The organism is Corynebacterium jamesii (assembly GCF_046097395.1).
Taxonomy (GTDB): domain Bacteria; phylum Actinomycetota; class Actinomycetes; order Mycobacteriales; family Mycobacteriaceae; genus Corynebacterium.
Map to the genome: position 1 here is coordinate 1,179,500 of NZ_CP175789.1, position 17,923 is coordinate 1,197,422.

The following is a 17,923-nucleotide window of genomic DNA, read 5'->3' on the forward strand; positions in this document are numbered from 1 at the left end:
CAAATTGTAATTCTTCGAGGGAATATCGATTATGTTGTTCATCAGCTCTACGAAGTAGGTCCCTTCCCTGGAAGGCAAGAGAATATTAAAACACTCCACTGCAAACCAAAAGGTTAAACTGGCGAAATGACCATGTCCATTGACTATGCGCGCTGGATTGGAATTGCAGCGTGGACCAGTGGTTTAGCCATCCCACGAAACTGCCAGGCGTTGGCTGTTGTTCCGGGGGATTCTCCCGGAAGAATCTTGATCCAGAGCGCCGGGGGACGCGCCACAACATTCGAAGACATTGAGCGTGAGTACACACATATCCAGTGGTTGCTAGCCGGAGCTCCTAGTGATGAATCTGTGCTGGATTATGTGTACTACCAGCAGCTCTGCTTAACGCATTATGAGCTCCTCGACCATGACTTCGCCATCCTGGATGTCAGCGATGTCGCGTGCGAGAGCAAGAACCACGCCTTCAGGCACTCGTCTGCCACTGATCGCCGCCCCGACTACAGTCCCAAGGCAGCACTAGCTGCAGCTCAGCGCCTCAGCAACTCCGCAATAGGATCGGCTCTTTCAGAACATCTTCCTGCCTGGAATGTGGCCGAGTCATTAGGGCTGCTAGCTCTTGCTGTTCGTGAATACTTCACGGGCGCGGTGGTACGGGAACTAACTCGGAAGTATGTAAAGGATCTTCGTTCGGATTCTCTAAACACCCAGGAAGTTCTCGGTTGTGGCCGCCTCGCCTATAGCGTGGCGTTTAAAGTTAATGATGACTCTGCAACCACCACTCCGGTGATCACCCTGCACGTTCAGAAAGATGATCCTCTTTTCACAGAATCTGTGTTGAGGCACATCGTTGACCGGGCACAGGCCTTCGCTAGCGCATGCGGAAGTGGCGTTCATTGTGGGGCGGTATTCCAGAACATCATTTTCCACCAGGCGTTCCCTAGCACCGTCCATGAACCGGATGCTGAAGAAACGCCAATCATTCTGTACCGGATCCCGCTCAGCACTGATCTTCTCCCTGTCCAATCCTTAACGCAGGTGTTGGGTGACAGCGCCGCCCGCACAGCCGATGACGCACTGAGAGAACCTCCCCAACGGACTTCGCTCAGTATTCGTCGGCTCCCAGATAGCGGCATCATCCGGGTACGCCGCTTCATCCCAGGAACAAGCATCGTCGATCGTGCAATTCACCGCGGCGGCTATCTCGCATCATCGGAACTTGTTTCTAAGTTACAACAGGAAAAGGCGATGGCTGATCCTGATTGTCTCGCCGCAGCTGTAACACCGGCGCTGATCTGGGAATCTCTCAGCACTTGGGGTCTCGCATCCGGCAGCACCGCAAGTTCAGTGTGTTCCGTGCTTAGCGTGCATGCCAATAGCATCTCCGCTGTGGAAGGTTCCATTCATCAACCACTGTTGACAGTTGAGATCGATGCGCAGGCGCCACTCGGCACTGTGGCACATGACGTGTGTGATGTTCTCGGTGACCTGGGCATCGATTCCTTTACGGACTTCCCGATTGAGTTACTGTGGTTCGATCCGCAGAAACAGGCCGGCGTCAGCACTTCCTCTCCCAACGCTTCACCCGCACCACAGGCCACGTCGCTGGAACTCCCCGTCTTATGGCCCCGTGCGTTAGGGGCACGATCAATAGCTGCCACAAATCAGGCGGTCGCGCTCGCCGCCGTTCGCCGAGCTCTGCGCCACTGTTGCACTAAAGGCCTGTCATGGATCGGGGTTGCTCATGCTAGAAAAACCTCTGCCTGTGGAAGGCATCTGATTAGGGTGGCGGTCGCGTTCGAGTCTGAATACGCAGACAGAGTGGCTGTCAATCAGGAATTGTCCCTCGCAGTGAATGCGGTTCTTGCCGAAAACTCTATCGGTCCACATGTCACGTGCGAGGTTATCGATGCTAACCAAATAACCGACGTTTCAGCGTGGGTCACGGCGACTGGGTATCATCCCGTTACTGGTTTCCTGCCTGCATATATTCAGCTTGAACACCTCAACACCGGCTATGCACCAAATTCTTGATCGCTATCACCCGAGGTCAGATACCCATGCTGGGGTGGTCTGAGAATTAGGGGCAGTAGGCTTAAGCGACTGCCTGCTGTTCCTTCTTCCAATTCTCTGTATACCTGCCCGGGCTGAGATAGCCCAACGCCGAGTGCGGATGTTCAGTATTGTACCGGCGGGATAAATGCCATGATCGGCAACATCAACCATCCAGGTGCGGATGGAACCGCGATCGAGTGGCGCTACAGGATTTGAATTAAGAAGAAGCGTTAGCGCATAAGTTTTCCTAGCAGTTTTACTAGCGCGTAAAGTCGCCGAAATCCGCCGCGCGCTCATGCAGCGAGCGTCGGTATTTCTCCAGTGCAATCACATCCGCAAACAGCGCGTTGTACTCCTCTTTCTGCAGGTCGGGGCGCATACGCTGCATTCTGGACTTCATATCCGCGATCTCGCTGCCCACCCAGCGTTCCTGCATCCGCGCCATGATCGCATCGGCGTAATAGGGCAGCCGTTCCGGCGGGCAATGCAGATCCTCCACCGCCAGCTCCGAAACCACAGCCGCCCCCATCGGGTCCTGCATCTGGGTTGCGATCTTTTCAATCCAACCTGGCCCACCGTCGTTGTTCGCCGCCCCTCCGAGCGACGCCACCGCCTCCGCCATCGCCACGTATGTCGGATGCACAAAGCTCTCCGGGGGCATGAGGTCGAAAATGGTGGAAGCCAGCTGCGGTTCCTGCAAAGCTAGCTTCATTACCTCGCGCGGACCTTCCAAAAAGTCATCGTTCGGATTGGGGCGTTCCATGCCCTTGACCACGTGCAAGTTGGGGCCGGTTGCATTTCCTGCACCGCCAGCGCCAGTACCACTCTGGGTTGCCACGCCATTAGCCTGGCCGGCGCCCTTCTTCAGCTTAAGGTTAGGCCGCTGTCCGCCGGACTTTCGCGCCTCCTTGCGCACCTCGTCCAGAACATCATTGGGGTTATCCCAGCCCACCCAGCCCGCGGCCTGGCGCGCGTATTCATCGCGCAGCGCCTCATCCTTAATTCCCGCGAGCACCGGCACCATGCGCCGCAATGCGTGCACTCGGCCATCAATGCTGGCCGTATCGTAATCCGCGATAAGCGTGCGGATCACGAACTCGAACATCGGAATGCGGGAGGCCACCAGCTCACGTACTGCCGCATCCCCGCGCTTAATGCGCACATCACAGGGATCCTGCCCGCCCGGTGCGACCGTCACATAGCTCCGACCTGCGAATTGCTGGTCCCCCTCGAAGGCACGCATCGCTGCCTTTTGTCCGGCCTCATCACCGTCGAAGGTGTAAATGATCTCTCCGCGGAAGAACTGGTCGTCCAGCATAAACCTCCGCAGGGCTGCCAAGTGCTCCCCACCGAACGCGGTGCCACAGGCAGCCACGGCGGTATCCACCCCGGCGGCGTGCATGGCCATAACATCCGTGTAGCCCTCCACCACTACGGCCTGGTGCTTGGCCACGATATTTCGCTTCGCCTGGTCGATACCAAACAGCACCTTCGACTTCTTGTACAGCATCGTCTCTGGTGTATTCAGATATTTGCCCAGCTTGTCATCGTCGAAGAGCTTGCGGGCACCGAAGCCAATCACATCGCCACTGACCGAGCGAATAGGCCACAGCAGGCGACGGTGGAAGCGGTCGATCGGGCCACGCTTTCCCATGCGACCCAGACCCGCCGCCTCGATCTCCTTGAAAGAAAAACCCTTCTGCTGCAGATGCTTGGTCAGCCGATCCCACCCGGCTGGTGCATACCCGCAGCCAAACTGCTCAGCGTGCTCCAGGGTGAAACCTCGCTCCAAAAGGAAATTACGGGCAACGTCCGCGCCTTCGGCGTCACCAAGAAACTCCTTGCGGTAGAAGTCAAAGGCCGCCTTGTTCGCGGCGACCAACCTGCGCCGCGTACCGGGCTCCTCCCGGTTGCCCGGCCCGCCGCCTTCGTAGTTGATGCGGTAGCCGATGCGCTCGGCGCACGCCTCCACGGCCTCGGGGAAGGACATGTGTTCCATCAGCATAAGGAACTTGAAGACGTCGCCGCCCTGGTCGGTGGAGAAACAGTGGAAGTAGCCGTGGTTCGGGCGGACGTGGAACGAGGGAGTCTTTTCGTCCTTAAAGGGGCTAAGGCCCTTCATGGAATCGACGCCACCCGGTTTGAGCTGCACATACTCCCCCACTACCTCTTCGATGGGGGTTTGCTCTCGAATTGCTTCGATATCCCGCTCCGGAATCCTGCCCTTAGCCATAGCCACATGCTAGTACAACCCCCAGACGTCCCCCGGGAGTCCCAGATCGGCGACCGTCACAACCTATACAACCTATTTTCTACAAACAACACACCGCGACAGAACCGGGCGCTAACGTGTTCAAAATAGGATCTACGTCACACTGCAATAACACGAAGGACCACTCCCATGACTGAATCGCAGGCCACCCCGCAGGCTGAATCGCAGGCCACCGGCAACTCCTCCACCCACTACGACGTGCTGATCATCGGCTCTGGCTTCGGCGGCTCCACCACCGCCCTGCGCCTGGTGGAGAAGGGTTACAAGGTCGGCATCCTCGAGGCTGGCCGCCGCTTCAAGGACGAAGAGTTCGCCAAGAACTCCTGGCACCTCAAGGACTTCCTATGGATGCCGCAAATCGGTCTGTACGGCATCCAGCGCATCCACCTGCTCAAGGATGTGATGATCCTCGCCGGCGCGGGGGTCGGCGGCGGCTCGCTGAACTACGCGAACACGCTCTATAAGCCGGGCGAGGACTACTTTAACGACAAGCAGTGGAACACCATCACCGACTGGGAAGACGAGCTCACCCCCTACTACCAGCAGGCACAAAAGATGCTGGGCGTGGTGGAAAACCCCACAATGACCCCCGCCGATGTCTATTCCAAGAAGGTAGCCGAGGAGATGGGCGTGGGCCACACATTCCGCATGGCTCCCGTCGGAGTCTTCTTTGGAGAAAAGATCGGGTTGAAAGGCAAGCCGCGGGAGACTGTGGCCGACCCCTACTTTGGTGGCGTCGGACCCGATAGAACCGCCTGCCACGAGTGCGGCGAGTGCATGACCGGCTGCCGTCACGGCGCGAAAAACACCCTGCTGAAGAACTACCTCTACCTGGCCGAAAAAGGTGGGGCGAAGGTGCACGACCGCACCACCGTCACGGACATTACCTTCGACGGAACCACGTGGACCGTGCAGGCCAAGCAGACCGGGCCGATCACCAAACGCAACCCCCAAACCAGCACGTTTACCGCCGATAATCTTGTGGTTGCCGCAGGCACTTGGGGTACCCAGAACCTGTTGCACCGCCAGAAGGCCAATGGCAACCTGCCGAAGCTGTCGGACAAACTGGGGCACCTCACACGCACGAACTCCGAAGCACTGCTGGGCGCGAATCGCTCCAATTACTCCCCCGACACGGATTTCTCAGAGGGCGTGGCCATCACCTCCTCCTACTTCCCCGCCCCGGATACGCACATCGAGCCGGTTCGCTACGGCAAGGGCTCCAACGCCATGGGCTTGCTGCAGACCCTGATGACCGATGGCGATAAGTTGCAGCCGCGCATCCTGGAGTTCATCAAGCAGATTTTCCTGCAGTACAAAGCCATTCCGCGCCTGATTAACCTCAACAGGTGGTCGCAGCGCACCGTCATCAACCTGGTGATGCAGACCCGAGATAACTCGCTGCGCACGTTCCTGCGCAAGGTCGGCCCGTTCAACATGCTGAGCTCCGAACAAGGCACCGGCGAGCCCAACCCCACATGGATCCCAGAGGGCAACGCCGCCACCCGCATCCTCGCGAAGATGCTGCCGAAGGGCGTGGCCGGTGGCGTGTGGTCGGAGGTCTTTAATATCCCGCTGACCGCACACTTCCTGGGCGGCTGCGTAATCGGCTCTTCTCCTGAGCACGGCGTGGTGGACCCCTACCACCGTGCGTGGGGCTATCCGAGCTTGTTCATCACCGACGGTTCAGCCATTACCGCCAACCCGGGCGTGAACCCATCCCTTTCCATTACGGCCAATGCCGAACGCGCCGCCGCCATGTGGCCGAACAAGGGCGAGGCCGACCCGCGCCCGCCGCAGTCCGACGGCTACCGGCGTATCGACCCAGTACAGCCGAAGAATCCGATGGTTCCAGACGACGCTCCAGCCGCTCTTCGCCTGCCTCTGCGCGTGCTCTAAACTCTTCCCTATGTCTCAGGGAAGTAAGCAAGGCCCCTTGCCCAAAAAGTGGGCCAAGTACGCCACCCCGGTCGTTGGCGCGGCAATTGTCGCGGCTGGCTGGTTCGGGCTACAAGGCGACGATGGAGCCGATGGAAACAGCGGAAACGATGGTGCGGCTTCTGGTGTTTCTAGCAATGACGCCGACACCTGCGCCGTTGACACCCTCCCGCCGGAGGCCAAGAAACAGATCGACGATATTTTGCAGGGCGCCCCGCCGGACGATGGAGAGGCCGACGGCAAGCACTTCGGCAACTACGAGGGCCTGCTGCCGAAGGAAAAGGGCAGCTACTACCGCGAATACACGGTAAGGACTCCGGGGATCAACCACCGCGGAGAGCGCCGCATCGTCGTCGGCGGGGGCACGGAGACGGACCCGGAGGTGTGGTACTACACGTCCGACCACTTCGAAAGCTTCTGCTCCATACCCGACGCGGAGGACTAGCTGGGGCTCGACACGACTCCAGAGCACTGGAAGCGCGAGCGACTGCGCCCAGCTAAGCCCAGGCGGCGCTGATCCCGCTGGCTCGCTTGTCCAACCGCTCCAGCCGGGATTCCGTCAGCGACGCAACCTGGTCAATGATGACGCGGAGTGCCTCGCGGTTGGACGTTGCGGCGTGGAACCACGACGCAAACATCGGGTCCAGCGCGCCCGAGCCGCCGCGCCACAGGTAGTCCGCGACGCGAAAGATGCGCTCGCGCTGGCGCTGCTGGTTAGCCAGGTGCTGGGTCTCATCCATCACGTAAAGCACTGCGACGGACTTCAGCAGCGTGACCTCCGCCTGCACCGACTCGGGAATCACCAGGTCGGCAGCGTAGCGACCCAGCGCCCCCTGACCGAACTGCCGCCGGGTGCCCGTCACGGCGGCGGTGACGAAGCGGGAAACCAGCTCGGACGTCATGGCCTTCAATGCCGCGAGGTCCTGCATAGAGCCACCGAAATCCGCCGCCCGGGAAACCAACGTCATGGCACGCAGGCGATCGGCTGCCTCCAATAGCTCCTCCGGCGTGCCACCGAACACGCGGGCCCCCTTCTCCGCCAGCGCTGCCAGCTCCACCAGGTCCCAGAGCACGTTCAGGTCGATGCGACCGGAAAGAATGCCATCCTCCACGTCGTGCACCGAGTACGCCACGTCGTCGGACCAGTCCATGATCTGCGCTTCCAGACACTTCCGCCCCTCCGGGGCGCCCTGGCGAATCCAAGTCAGGGCCTCCACGTCCTCGGCATACGCGGAATACTTGGCGCGCTTGTTGCCGTGCTCGTCGATCGGACCCCACGGGTACTTACAGGCTGCATCCAGGCTAGCGCGGGTGAGGTTCAAACCATAGGAGACCGGCGCGGCCGGCTCTGTGCCCGCCCCGGCCGCTAGCACCTTCGGCTCCAGCCGCGCCAAAATACGCAACGTCTGCGCGTTGCCCTCGAAGCCCCCGCAGTCGGCGGCCGCCTCGTCCAGTGCGCGCTCGCCATTGTGGCCATACGGCGGGTGGCCGATGTCGTGGCTCAGCCCCGCCAGCTCCGTCAAGTCCGGATCCGCGCCGAGGGTCTTGCCGATCCCGCGGGCGATCTGCGCCACCTCCAGCGAGTGTGTTAGCCGCGTGCGCGGCGTATCCCCCGACCCCGGCCCCACAACCTGCGTCTTATCCGCCAGCCGCCGCAGCGCCGCGGAGTGCAGCACGCGCGCCCTATCTCGGTCGAAGCTATCGCGCCCGTCCACCACTGCCCCTGGCAACCCCAGAGTCTTCGGCCGGTCCGGCAGCCGCCGCTGCTGGTCGTGATCGCTATATGGGTAACGCATATCTACTTTCTTTACTTCTCCGCTTGCTCCACTTTCCTTGCTATTTCTCTACTGCCTGGTAGTACAGCATCCCCAACGTCTCGTGCATGATCGAGTTGAACTGTGAGCTGCGGGTGAACACCGACGGCCCTTGGCGAGTGGGGCTCGCCCACGCCCCCAGCCCCTGATCCCGCACCATGCGGGTGGCGCGCAGCGAGTGCGCCGGGTCCGTGACCACCACCGACGTCTGCCACCCATTATCCCCCGCCACCTGTGCAAAAGCCTTCGCAGACTGCAGCGTGTCCGCACCTTCTTCCACCGGCACCACCGCAGACTCCGGGATGTCGAAGTTCTGCACCAGGTAGTTCTTCCCCGCGACTGCCTCCGTGTACATGTCGCCCTCCGCCTTGCCACCAACGGTAACGATCGTCGGCGCCACGCCCTGCTGGTACAGCTCCGCGGCGTGGTTCAGCCTGGAAGCAAACCAGTTCGAGGGGTTGCCGCCGTACTGCGCTGCCCCCAACACGAAGATCGTGTCCGCCGGGCGCCTATCGTCCGCCCGTGCGAAGTACCAGATCTGGAATGCCGTCACACCAAATACCGCCGCCGCCACCAGGGCGATCGTCAGCAGCGCGATGAGGACATACTTCACCGCGCGCTGCACCGGATTACGTGATAAGGCCATGCGCCAAACCATACGCGGTTTCCCCTTCTTTTTTGGTTAAGGTGGGCTGTATGAAACCGACTTTTTCCCCCACCCGCTTCCTGGCGATCCTGGCCGCCGGCGCCGTGCTCGGATTTGGCTCTTTTCTTGTGGACGCCCCCTCGGCTACAGCTGCCACCACTACCAGCGAGGTGAAGCTAACATCCCAGCTCGTGGACGAGTCCGGGGTGTTGTCTGAGAAGGAAAAAACGGACATCACGGCGTCCTTAAAAGAAGCAACCAAAGAATCCGGAAAGAAGCTCTACATCGTTTTCGTCCCGACTGCGCCAGACAGCATTAATGCAATGGCCGAGCAGCTACGGGACCAGGACGGCACCGACAACGTCATCGTGCTGGCAGTGGCCACCGAAACGCGGCAGATCGGCTACGCCGCCGGGCCTAAGGTAAAGACTAGCGAGGCAGAGAAGCTGCAGGACGCGGCACGAAAGCACTTCGCCGACGACGACTGGGCCGGCGGCGCGCAAGCTGCGGCGGACAAGCTGCAGGGTAAGACATCCACGGCAACGAAGGCGTGGATGGGCGCCGGGGCGGTGGGCGTGATTGGCGCTGGTGCGGGCGCATTCGTATGGACCCGTCGTAATCGGAAGAAGACACACGCCCAGCAACTGGCCACGGCCCGCGAGATCGACCCGGGCAACGTCGACGACCTGTACAAGCAGCCCACTGAGGTGCTGCGCGAGCTGGCGGACGAGGAGCTGCATAGCACCGACGAATCCATCCGCAAGGGCGATGAAGAGCTGGCAGTGGCGCGTGGCGAATTCGGCGAGGAGCGTACCCGCGACCTAGCCAAGGCGTTGCAGCACAGCCGCAACACGCTGAACAAGGCGTACTCGATGAACGAGCGTCTGCGCTCTGGGCTGGTAACGACCGAGCCGGAGCAGCGCGACCTGCTAATCGAAATCGTTTCTACTTGCGGGCAAGCAGACGACAATCTGGACAGCCAGGCGGCGCGCTTTGCGGAGCTGCGCCAGAAGTTGATGAACGCGCCCGAGCTGGTGGAGAAACTGCGGCAGACCAGCATTAGCCTGCACAGCCGTATCCCGAACGCGCGGGAGATCCTCAGCGATGCCGAGACGCGCGTGGACCCAGAACTGCTGGAATCCGTGCGCCACAACCCGGACGTGGCCGAGGACGAGGTGGCAGAGGCCGAGAAGGCACTGGATACGGCGCGCGGTCTGCTGGACAAGCCGGCCGGGCAGCAGGGCGGATTGATCGACGCCCTGGGTGCGGCGCGGATGGCGCTGCAGCAGGCGGATTCGCAGCTGCTGGCGGTGGAGCGCGCGGAGGAGCACTTGCGCTCGGCACAGTCCAACCTGCCGGCGCTGATATCCGAGGTGGAAGACGAAATCGCCGAGGCTGGGCAGCTGGATAAGTCCGGGGCAGACCTGGACCGAAAGGCTTTGCATTCGGCTGTGGGGCAGGCACGAGAGGCACTGGAGAGGGCGCGGGCAAAGGGGGCTGCGGACCCGCTGGGCTGCTACTCCGAGCTGCTGGAGGCCGATGGTGCGCTGGATATTCAGCTGGACGAGGCCCGCGGCAAGGCCAACGACTTTGCCCGGACAGTGAACATGGTGGATCGCACCATTGCGGATGTGTCCCAGCGCTTGGAGGCTGTGGAGGATCTGATTCGAAACCGCCGACGGATCATTGGTGTGGATGCTCGCACGGCCGCGCAGGCCTCGCGAGCGGCACTGGATGAGGCTGCACAGCTGCGCACCGGGGATCCGAAGCGGGCGCTGCGTTCCGCGCAGCGAGCTAGCCAGCTGGCGCAGCAAGCCACGCGGCAGGCACGCAAAGATATCGATGACTTCAACCGACGCAACGGCGGGGGCTACGGAGGTTACGGCGGTTACCGCGGCGGCAGCGGCAACTTTGTAACAGGCATGGTGCTTGGCTCGCTGCTGAGCGGTAACGGTGGTTTCGGAGGCGGCTTCGGCGGAGGCTTCGGCGGCGGCGGTTTTGGCGGCGGTGGAGGCTTCGGCGGCAGCGGCTCCTCTAGCTTCTAGACCTAGCTTCTAGACCGGGGCTTTACCGGGCTTTCATGCCTAGCTCGACTCTTCGGATCCACCAAGACAGAAGACCCGAATCTCGGAACCACTCGAGCAAGCGCCCCGCATTCTGGCGCCCCCGCATTCTCCGGGCAGCAAAAAGGCGCCCGCCCCCGAAGGGCGGGCGCCTTAACCTTTGTAGCCCACGCCGGGCACGCAGCGGTGAGCCGCCCCCAGCATTTAGTTTTAGAAGACCACGCGCAGAACGGAGACCGTACCACCAGCGATGACTGCGGCGGCCGGCAGGGTAATAACCCAAGCCAGGGCGATGGGCTTCATCAGACCCCAGTTAGCGTCCTTGTTGACCAGGCCGACACCCAGGACGGCACCGATCAGGATGTGGGTGGAGGAAACCGGCAGACCCAGCACGGATGCGCCCATAACCACAGCCGCCGCAGATAGCTCTGCAGCGAAGCCGGAAGCTGGGTGCATCTTGGTCAGACCGGAGCCCACGGTGCGGATAACGAAGCGGCCGATGAACCACAGGCCGGAGATCAGAGCAACACCCATCGCAACCATCACGGGCAGTGCCACGCCAGATTCCTCAGAGATGGTGTTGGTCTTCAGCACGTCCAGCACTGCAACGAACGGTCCAAGCGCGTTAGCGATGTCATTGGAGCCGTGGCTGAATGCGAAAGCAGACGCGGTGAACACCTGCATCCAGCTGAACAGCAGGAAGGTAGAGCGGCTCAGAGCCTGCTTCTTCAGGGTGCGGGAGAAGATGTACACGGCCATCCACACAACCGCCGCGATCATGCCCATGATTAGAACGTTGCCCAGGCTGGACAGCTCCAGGTTCATGTTCTTCAAGCCCTTGAACAGCAGCATCGCGGAGATGATGATGGAACCACCGGCAGCCAGCAGCGGCACCCAGGTATCCAGGGCGTGGTGAGCCTCAACGCTCTCAGCAGACTTGTTGATGCGGTGCAGCTTCTTGTAGTAATCCGTTTCCAGATCCTCTTCAGACCAGTCATCCTCACGCATGGTGGTCGAGTCGCGAATCATGGAGTCCGTCAGATCCAGCTGCTCTTCCTTACTCAGCTTGCCGAAGGCAATCTTGTGCTGAATGTTCAGCTCTTTCTTTTCCTTCTTGATCTCTTCCAGCTTCTGATCCGCCAGGTCGTTGTAGACCAAGATGCCGCGCTTAATTGCGCCGTACAGCAGGAAGGCAACTGCGCCGCCCAGTGCCGGGGACAGAACCCAGGAGATGGCGATCTTGCCAACCGCACCCCACTGCACCATGGACCAGCCACCGGTGCCGGTAATGAAGCCAACGGTCAGAGCCGCACCGACGATACCGCCGACGATGGAGTGGGTAGTGGAAACCGGCCAGCCCATGCGGGTGGCAACCAGCAGCCAGACAGCCGCGCCCAGCAGGGAGGCCATCATGATGTAGCCGAAGTCCATCGGATCCAGGTTGTCGATGGCGCCTAGATCCACAATGCCGGAACGCACCGTGTCTGTAACCTCGCCACCGGCCAGGACTGCACCGGAGACCTCGAAGATCGCCGCGACAACCAGAGCCTGCTTCATGCTCAGCGTGCCCGCACCCACGGAAGTACCGAAGGAGTTGGCAACGTCGTTACCGCCGATGTTGAACGCCATGAAAATGGCGAAGATGATGGTGGTCAGCAGAACGATAAGGCTAGCGTTCTCGCCGACGTAGTCGTGTGCCCACAGGCTGAAGGTCACCAGCGTGATGGCCATGAGGCCACCGAAGAACAGGTGCCACCAGGTGTTTTTCCCTTCTTCGGGCAATGGGTTAATGCCCTTGGCCGAGGCTGGTGCGGCCGTATCGGTTGTCGTCGACAAGATTCCTCCAAAACGTCAAGATGTCAGACCAAAGACACTTTGCTCCACGGAGGTAAAAGAAACGGGTGCCACAGGTGAACCACAGGTAAACTTCAAGGGAAATCTCGACATACCCTTAGCTTCTGTTAAGCACCCCTTAAATACGCTCTTAAACGAACCCAATCCAGTAGAGAACGACGATCGGGATGCATAGCAGCAACGCGATGGTGACCGCCCACGAGGAGCTAATCATCCGCGTTTCCATGCACAGCCGCGCCGCCCACGAAATAAACACGCGCACGTCGATCGGCAGCTTCTCCCCTGCCCCTTCGAACTCCACGTGAAGGTTCCGCAGACCACGGTTTTCGCTGGTGAACTGCCCCACCTTTTCGCCATCGATGTCGAGCACGAAGTTCTTTTTCGTCTCCGCGATGATCGCAATGTGGTGCCGATCGGCCCGCACCTCGTAGCGGTCGGACTTGCCGAAGCTCTTGCCGTTGCCGGTCACCGTCCACGTGCCCGTCTGGGTAGTCGCCGACGCGGTCGGGTTCTTATCGACGCCGCCGTCTCTGGCGTTGCGGTCATTGCTGGCCTTGCCGGCATTGCTGGCGTTGCTGTCTTCGGGGCCATGCAACTGCCACGTGTCGCCGCCGAAGCGGATGTTTGTCACCCCGCGCTCGTCGGCGAACTCCGCCACTTTCACCAAATCATTGCTGGGACCTTCGTAGATGGGAAACGTGTGCCCATCGCTCGGCAACCCCCAGCGGATGTCACTCGACATGCTTAGCAGCCCGCCAGTCGCTCGGCGAAGTAGCTCTGCAGATCCTCGATGTTCACACGCTCCTGCTCCATCGTGTCGCGCTCGCGAACCGTCACCGCGTTGTCCTCCAGGGTGTCAAAGTCGACGGTCACGCAGAACGGCGTGCCGATCTCGTCTTGGCGGCGGTAGCGGCGGCCGATGGCACCGGAGGTGTCGTAATCCACGTTCCAGAAGCCACGCAGCTGGTCGGCAACCTTCTCCGCGGTCGGTGTGAGCGTTTCCTTCTTGGACAGCGGCAGAACTGCGATCTTCACGGGGGCTAGACGACGGTCCAGCTTCAGTACCGTGCGGGTATCGGTACCTCCCTTTGCATTCGGTACTTCTTCTTCCGTGTAGGCGTCCACAAGAAAGGCCATCATCGCACGGCCCAGGCCGGCGGCGGGCTCGATGGTGTACGGGATCCAACGCTCCTCCGCAGCCTGGTCGTAGTAGCTGAGGTCCTCGCCCGAGCCCTCGGAGTGAACGCGCAGGTCGTAGTCGGTGCGGTTGGCCACACCCTCTAGCTCACCCCACTTGGAACCATTGAAGTGGAAGGCGTACTCCACGTCGACGGTGCGCTTGGAGTAGTGGGACAGCTTCTCCTTCGGGTGCTCGTACAGACGCAGATTATCGGGGTTGATACCCAGGTCGATGTACCACTGGTGGCGGTCATCGATCCAGTACTGGTGCCACTCTTCGTCCTCGCCCGGCTTGACGAAGAACTCCATCTCCATCTGCTCGAACTCGCGGGTACGGAAGATGAAGTTACCCGGGGTGATCTCGTTGCGGAAAGATTTACCAACCTGCGCGATACCGAACGGCGGCTTCTGACGAGAGGTCGTCATCACGTTCTTGAAGTTCGTGAAGATACCCTGCGCGGTCTCCGGGCGCAGGTAGTGCAGCCCCTCCTTGTCGTCCACCGGCCCCAGGAAGGTCTTTAGCAGGCCAGAGAAGGCCTTCGGCTCGGTCCAGGCGCCGGGCTGGCCGGTCTCCGGGTCGTTAATGTCGGCCAGGCCGTTCTCCGGCGGGTGGCCATGCTTCTCCTCGTACGCCTCCAGCAGGTGGTCGGCACGGTAGCGCTTATGGGTGTGCAGAGACTCAACCAGCGGGTCGGTGAAGACCTCAACGTGCCCGGAGACTTCCCAGACCCGCTTCGGCAGGATCACGGAAGAATCCAGGCCGACAACATCACGGCGAGAGGTGACCATGTGGCGCCACCACTGGCGCTTGATGTTCTCTTTCAGCTCCACGCCAAGCGGGCCATAATCCCAGGCGGAGCGGGTGCCGCCGTAAATCTCGCCGCAGGGATACACCAGCCCCCTGCGCTTGGCTAGGTTAACGACGGAATCGATGGTGCTTGCCATGGTTGGCGTGTCTCCTTGGTCGAGATGTGCTTCAAGATGTGCAGGTTCAGCTTTGCAGCTGTCGTGCCCCACATCTTAGCCTGTCCCAGGTAAAAGCCAACGATCGGGGTGCAGCCCTGATGGTGAACGAGGCGTGGGAAGGAGCCGAAAGAGGGGCGTTAATAAAAATAAAAAAGAACCCGCGGTTAGGGGGGGTAAATACCGCGGGTTCCGGCCACGCTTTCCTCGTAAAGAGAATGGGGCCTGTTCCCTTTAGCTGGGAGCTGCGAGGGGGGGGGATTACGCACGCTCCCAAGGGAACTGCCTTAAATGTAGCCCGCGGGTTTCTAGAAAGTCAAGCGTCTGGAACACATTGATGCGCACATATTTTCCGGCCCCGTTGCTGCCGCTGGTAGACCCCCTCAACCGCCTCGTCGCCACCCCGTCGCCACTCCGTTCCCACCCCGCTACTACCCCGCCATCACCCGGCCACTGCCTCGCCATCACCCGGCCACTGACCCGCCATCCCCACAGCCAGCTTCTCGGAAAAAGACCTAGAAAACGCCACCGAACCGCGACTTATCGAAACCTTATTGAAAATTGTCCGCAAGAGCTTTAGGGTTGATACATATCGCAGAGCAGCCTCACCTTTCACTTATTAACCCACCCCGCACAAGGAGCCAGCTCACAGTGAGCACGCAAGTGACCAGCAAAATTCCTAAGATCGGCCAACGCAACACCCGCCAACGACGCGCGGTGGCAGAGGTTCTCGACGGGCTCACTACGTTCTGCAGCGCCCAGGACATTCACCAGAAACTGCTGGTCAACGACCACAAGGTCGGACTAACCACCGTGTACCGCACCCTGCAGCAGATGGCGGACGCGGGTGCGATCGATACGCTCCACGACGATTCCGGCGAAACCCTGTACCGCGCTTGCGCCACCGACGATCACCACCACCACCTTGTGTGCACCTCGTGCCGCCGCACGGTAGAGATCGACGGCGGCCCCGTCGAGGCGTGGGCCGCGGAGACCGCCAAGAAGTTCGGCTACGAGAAATCTGGCCACACCGCCGAGATCTTTGGCCTGTGCGGCGACTGCCAGAAGAAGGCAACCGACAACTAAAGCGCGGGACGTTAGACGTGAAGCGCCAGACGTGCAGCGCTCCCCGTCAGACGTTGAACAGTGAGCCGAGCAGATACGTCGCCCCGGCGGCACCGAAACCGATAAGCAATTGACGCAAGGCGCGTCGCCCCGGTTCCACGCCAGACAACAAGCCCACCACAGAGCCGGTAAACATCAAGGCTAGGCCCACCAGCACGCAGGCGACGATCGCCGCGGTGGAGCCGGACAGCCCAACGATGTACGGCAGCACCGGGATCAAGGCGCCGACGGCGAAGCAGAGGAAGCTAGACACCGCAGCGGACAAGCCGGAGCCGCCGTCCTCGTGTTCGGGAGCCGCGTGCTCCACCATGCTCTCCCCGGCGCCCTGCGCGGACACAGTACCAACCTTCTCTGCGTCGAAGGGCTGCTCCCCCACCTGCCGGTTCGTCTCGATGATGGAATCGAAAACCCGGCGGGCGCGCGCGGCGGCCTCTTCCTCACTCATGCCACGAGCGCGATACACCAGCGCCAGCTCGTTTTGGTTCACATCCAGGTTCGGCAACGAACGGCTGGCATTCGGATCCGGGGCATTTGCCCCCAGCAACTCCTTCTGCGAGGTCACGGAGACGTACTCGCCCGCAGCCATCGATAGCGCACCGGCCAACAGACCCGCGATACCTGTGACCAGCACCAGGTGGGACGATCCGCCCGTGCCAACCATGCCCAGCACCAGGGCCAGGTTGGAAACCAATCCATCATTTGCACCGAAGATCGCCGCGCGGAAATCGCCCGACATGCGGGCACGACCGCGGGCAGCCAGGCCGCGGACAACCTCGGCGTGAATCGCCTCGTCGGCCGCGAGCTGGTCTGCGGCATCATCATCAGAAATATATTCGTTGCGCTGCTCCGAGGACTGCATTAGCGCCAGCACGAACACCGACCCAAAGCGCCGTGCCATCCACGCCTTCATGCGGGTATCCAGGCTGGCTTTGCGGGGCAAGCCCACGTATTCGCCCAGGCGGTTCTTCCAATACGCCTCGTGCCGCGCCTCCGCTTCGGCCAGCCCCAGCAGGATGTCGCGCTCCTCGCCGGTTCGCTTGCGTGCCAGCTCGCGGTACACGGCGCCCTCCGCGCGCTCGTTAGCTAGGTACTGCTGCCAGCGTGCGATCTGTCGCTTTGTTGGCTCTGCCTGCGGCTGGCCGCCTTCTGCCTGTGGCTGGCCGCCCTCTGCCTGCGACTGCTCGCCCTCTGCCTGCGGCTGCTCGCCAGTGCCACCCGCATCGCTCACTTCACGCCTCCGAACCGCCGGTCGCGCTTCGCGAACTCCAGCACCGCCGCCCGCAGGTGGTTCGGCGTGTAATCCGGAAAGAGCACGTCCTGGTACACCATCTCCGCGTAGGTCGACTGCCACGGCAGGAAGTTCGAAGTTCGCATCTCTCCCGACGGCCGCAAGAAAAGATCCACGTCCGGCATGTCGGGCTCGTCCAGGTAGCGGGCGAACGTCTTCTCGTTCACCTGTCGCGGCTTCAACCGACCAGCCTGCACGTCCTGGGCAATCCCGCGGGCTGCATCCGCGATCTCCGCGCGACCGCCGTAGTTCACGCACATGCCCAAGGTCATGGTCGTGTTATCCTTCGTCAGCTCCTCGGCCTGCTCCAGCTCCGAGATCACGGTGCGCCACAATCGCGGGCGGCGCCCCACCCAGCGAATGCGCACGCCCAGGCTGTTTAGGTAATCGCGCTGCCTGCGCAATACGTCGCGGTTAAAGCCCATCAGGAAGCGCACCTCGTCCGCCGAGCGGCGCCAGTTCTCGGTGGAGAATGCGTAGGCAGAAAGGTAATCCACGCCCAGCTCGATGCATTCCTCAACCAGGGACATCAATACGGCCTCACCCCGGCGGTGCCCCTCGGTGCGAACCATCCCGCGCTCCTCGGCCCAGCGCCCATTGCCGTCCATCACCAGCGCGATGTGTTTGGGGCGCAGCTCCAGCGGAATCTCGGAGCGGTCCACGTGCGGATATTCGGTGCTACTCACCCCAACCATTTTGCCACACGCCCGCGACCTCCCCATACCCCAC

The 17,923-nt window shown here is 61.4% G+C and carries 13 protein-coding genes; 5 read left to right on the forward strand and 8 right to left on the reverse strand.

The window, feature by feature from the left end; translation table 11 throughout:
• Positions 1-126 precede the first annotated feature (126 nt).
• On the forward strand, positions 127-2,031 hold the full coding sequence (locus tag ACKFRT_RS05400) for a hypothetical protein (protein WP_408926037.1): 1,905 nt from the start codon (positions 127-129) through the stop codon (positions 2,029-2,031).
• Between the two features lie 280 nt (positions 2,032-2,311).
• Here the strand turns inward: ACKFRT_RS05400 and dnaG are convergent, their stop codons facing one another.
• Positions 2,312-4,285, reverse strand: a complete 1,974-nt coding sequence (gene dnaG / locus ACKFRT_RS05405; protein ID WP_035002039.1) for a DNA primase — start codon at positions 4,283-4,285, stop codon at positions 2,312-2,314.
• A gap of 168 nt (positions 4,286-4,453) precedes the next feature.
• Between dnaG and ACKFRT_RS05410 the strand changes: the two genes are divergently transcribed.
• Positions 4,454-6,223 (forward strand): GMC oxidoreductase, encoded by a 1,770-nt coding sequence (locus ACKFRT_RS05410; protein ID WP_408926038.1) that lies wholly within the window; start codon positions 4,454-4,456, stop codon positions 6,221-6,223.
• Positions 6,224-6,233: 10 nt separating this feature from the next.
• Positions 6,234-6,707 carry a ribonuclease domain-containing protein gene (locus ACKFRT_RS05415; RefSeq protein ID WP_408926039.1) on the forward strand — a complete coding sequence of 158 codons (474 nt, stop codon included), beginning with the start codon at positions 6,234-6,236 and terminating at the stop codon, positions 6,705-6,707.
• Between the two features lie 52 nt (positions 6,708-6,759).
• On the opposite strand, the gene ACKFRT_RS05420 is transcribed toward ACKFRT_RS05415, so the two are convergent.
• Together ACKFRT_RS05420 and ACKFRT_RS05425 are read right to left on the reverse strand one after the other, a co-directional pair.
• Positions 6,760-8,058 carry a deoxyguanosinetriphosphate triphosphohydrolase gene (locus ACKFRT_RS05420; RefSeq protein WP_408926040.1) on the reverse strand — a complete coding sequence of 433 codons (1,299 nt, stop codon included), beginning with the start codon at positions 8,056-8,058 and terminating at the stop codon, positions 6,760-6,762.
• A gap of 40 nt (positions 8,059-8,098) precedes the next feature.
• Positions 8,099-8,722: a YdcF family protein gene (locus ACKFRT_RS05425; protein WP_367116718.1), complete on the reverse strand. Its 624-nt coding sequence runs from the start codon at positions 8,720-8,722 to the stop codon at positions 8,099-8,101.
• A gap of 50 nt (positions 8,723-8,772) precedes the next feature.
• On the opposite strand from ACKFRT_RS05425, the gene ACKFRT_RS05430 reads away from it, so the two are divergent.
• Positions 8,773-10,767 (forward strand): TPM domain-containing protein, encoded by a 1,995-nt coding sequence (locus tag ACKFRT_RS05430; protein WP_408926041.1) that lies wholly within the window; start codon positions 8,773-8,775, stop codon positions 10,765-10,767.
• Between the two features lie 228 nt (positions 10,768-10,995).
• On the opposite strand, the gene ACKFRT_RS05435 is transcribed toward ACKFRT_RS05430, so the two are convergent.
• The 3 genes from ACKFRT_RS05435 to ACKFRT_RS05445 form a co-directional block, all read right to left on the reverse strand.
• Complete coding sequence (locus ACKFRT_RS05435) at positions 10,996-12,576, reverse strand: inorganic phosphate transporter (protein ID WP_408926065.1); 1,581 nt, start codon at positions 12,574-12,576, stop codon at positions 10,996-10,998.
• Between the two features lie 193 nt (positions 12,577-12,769).
• The gene (locus tag ACKFRT_RS05440) at positions 12,770-13,381 is read right to left on the reverse strand and encodes a hypothetical protein (protein WP_408926042.1); all 612 of its coding nucleotides are present in this window, start codon (positions 13,379-13,381) and stop codon (positions 12,770-12,772) included.
• 2 nt (positions 13,382-13,383) lie between these two features.
• Positions 13,384-14,763 (reverse strand): glycine--tRNA ligase, encoded by a 1,380-nt coding sequence (locus tag ACKFRT_RS05445; protein ID WP_408926043.1) that lies wholly within the window; start codon positions 14,761-14,763, stop codon positions 13,384-13,386.
• A 669-nt stretch (positions 14,764-15,432) separates the two neighbouring features.
• Between ACKFRT_RS05445 and ACKFRT_RS05450 the strand changes: the two genes are divergently transcribed.
• On the forward strand, positions 15,433-15,867 hold the full coding sequence (locus ACKFRT_RS05450) for a Fur family transcriptional regulator (protein ID WP_408926044.1): 435 nt from the start codon (positions 15,433-15,435) through the stop codon (positions 15,865-15,867).
• Positions 15,868-15,913: 46 nt separating this feature from the next.
• On the opposite strand, the gene ACKFRT_RS05455 is transcribed toward ACKFRT_RS05450, so the two are convergent.
• Both ACKFRT_RS05455 and ACKFRT_RS05460 read right to left on the reverse strand, forming a co-directional pair.
• Positions 15,914-17,014, reverse strand: coding sequence for a VIT1/CCC1 transporter family protein (locus ACKFRT_RS05455; RefSeq protein ID WP_296215571.1), 1,101 nt, complete (start codon positions 17,012-17,014; stop codon positions 15,914-15,916).
• A 116-nt stretch (positions 17,015-17,130) separates the two neighbouring features.
• Complete coding sequence (locus tag ACKFRT_RS05460; protein WP_408926066.1) at positions 17,131-17,802, reverse strand: isoprenyl transferase; 672 nt, start codon at positions 17,800-17,802, stop codon at positions 17,131-17,133.
• Positions 17,803-17,923: the final 121 nt, after the last annotated feature.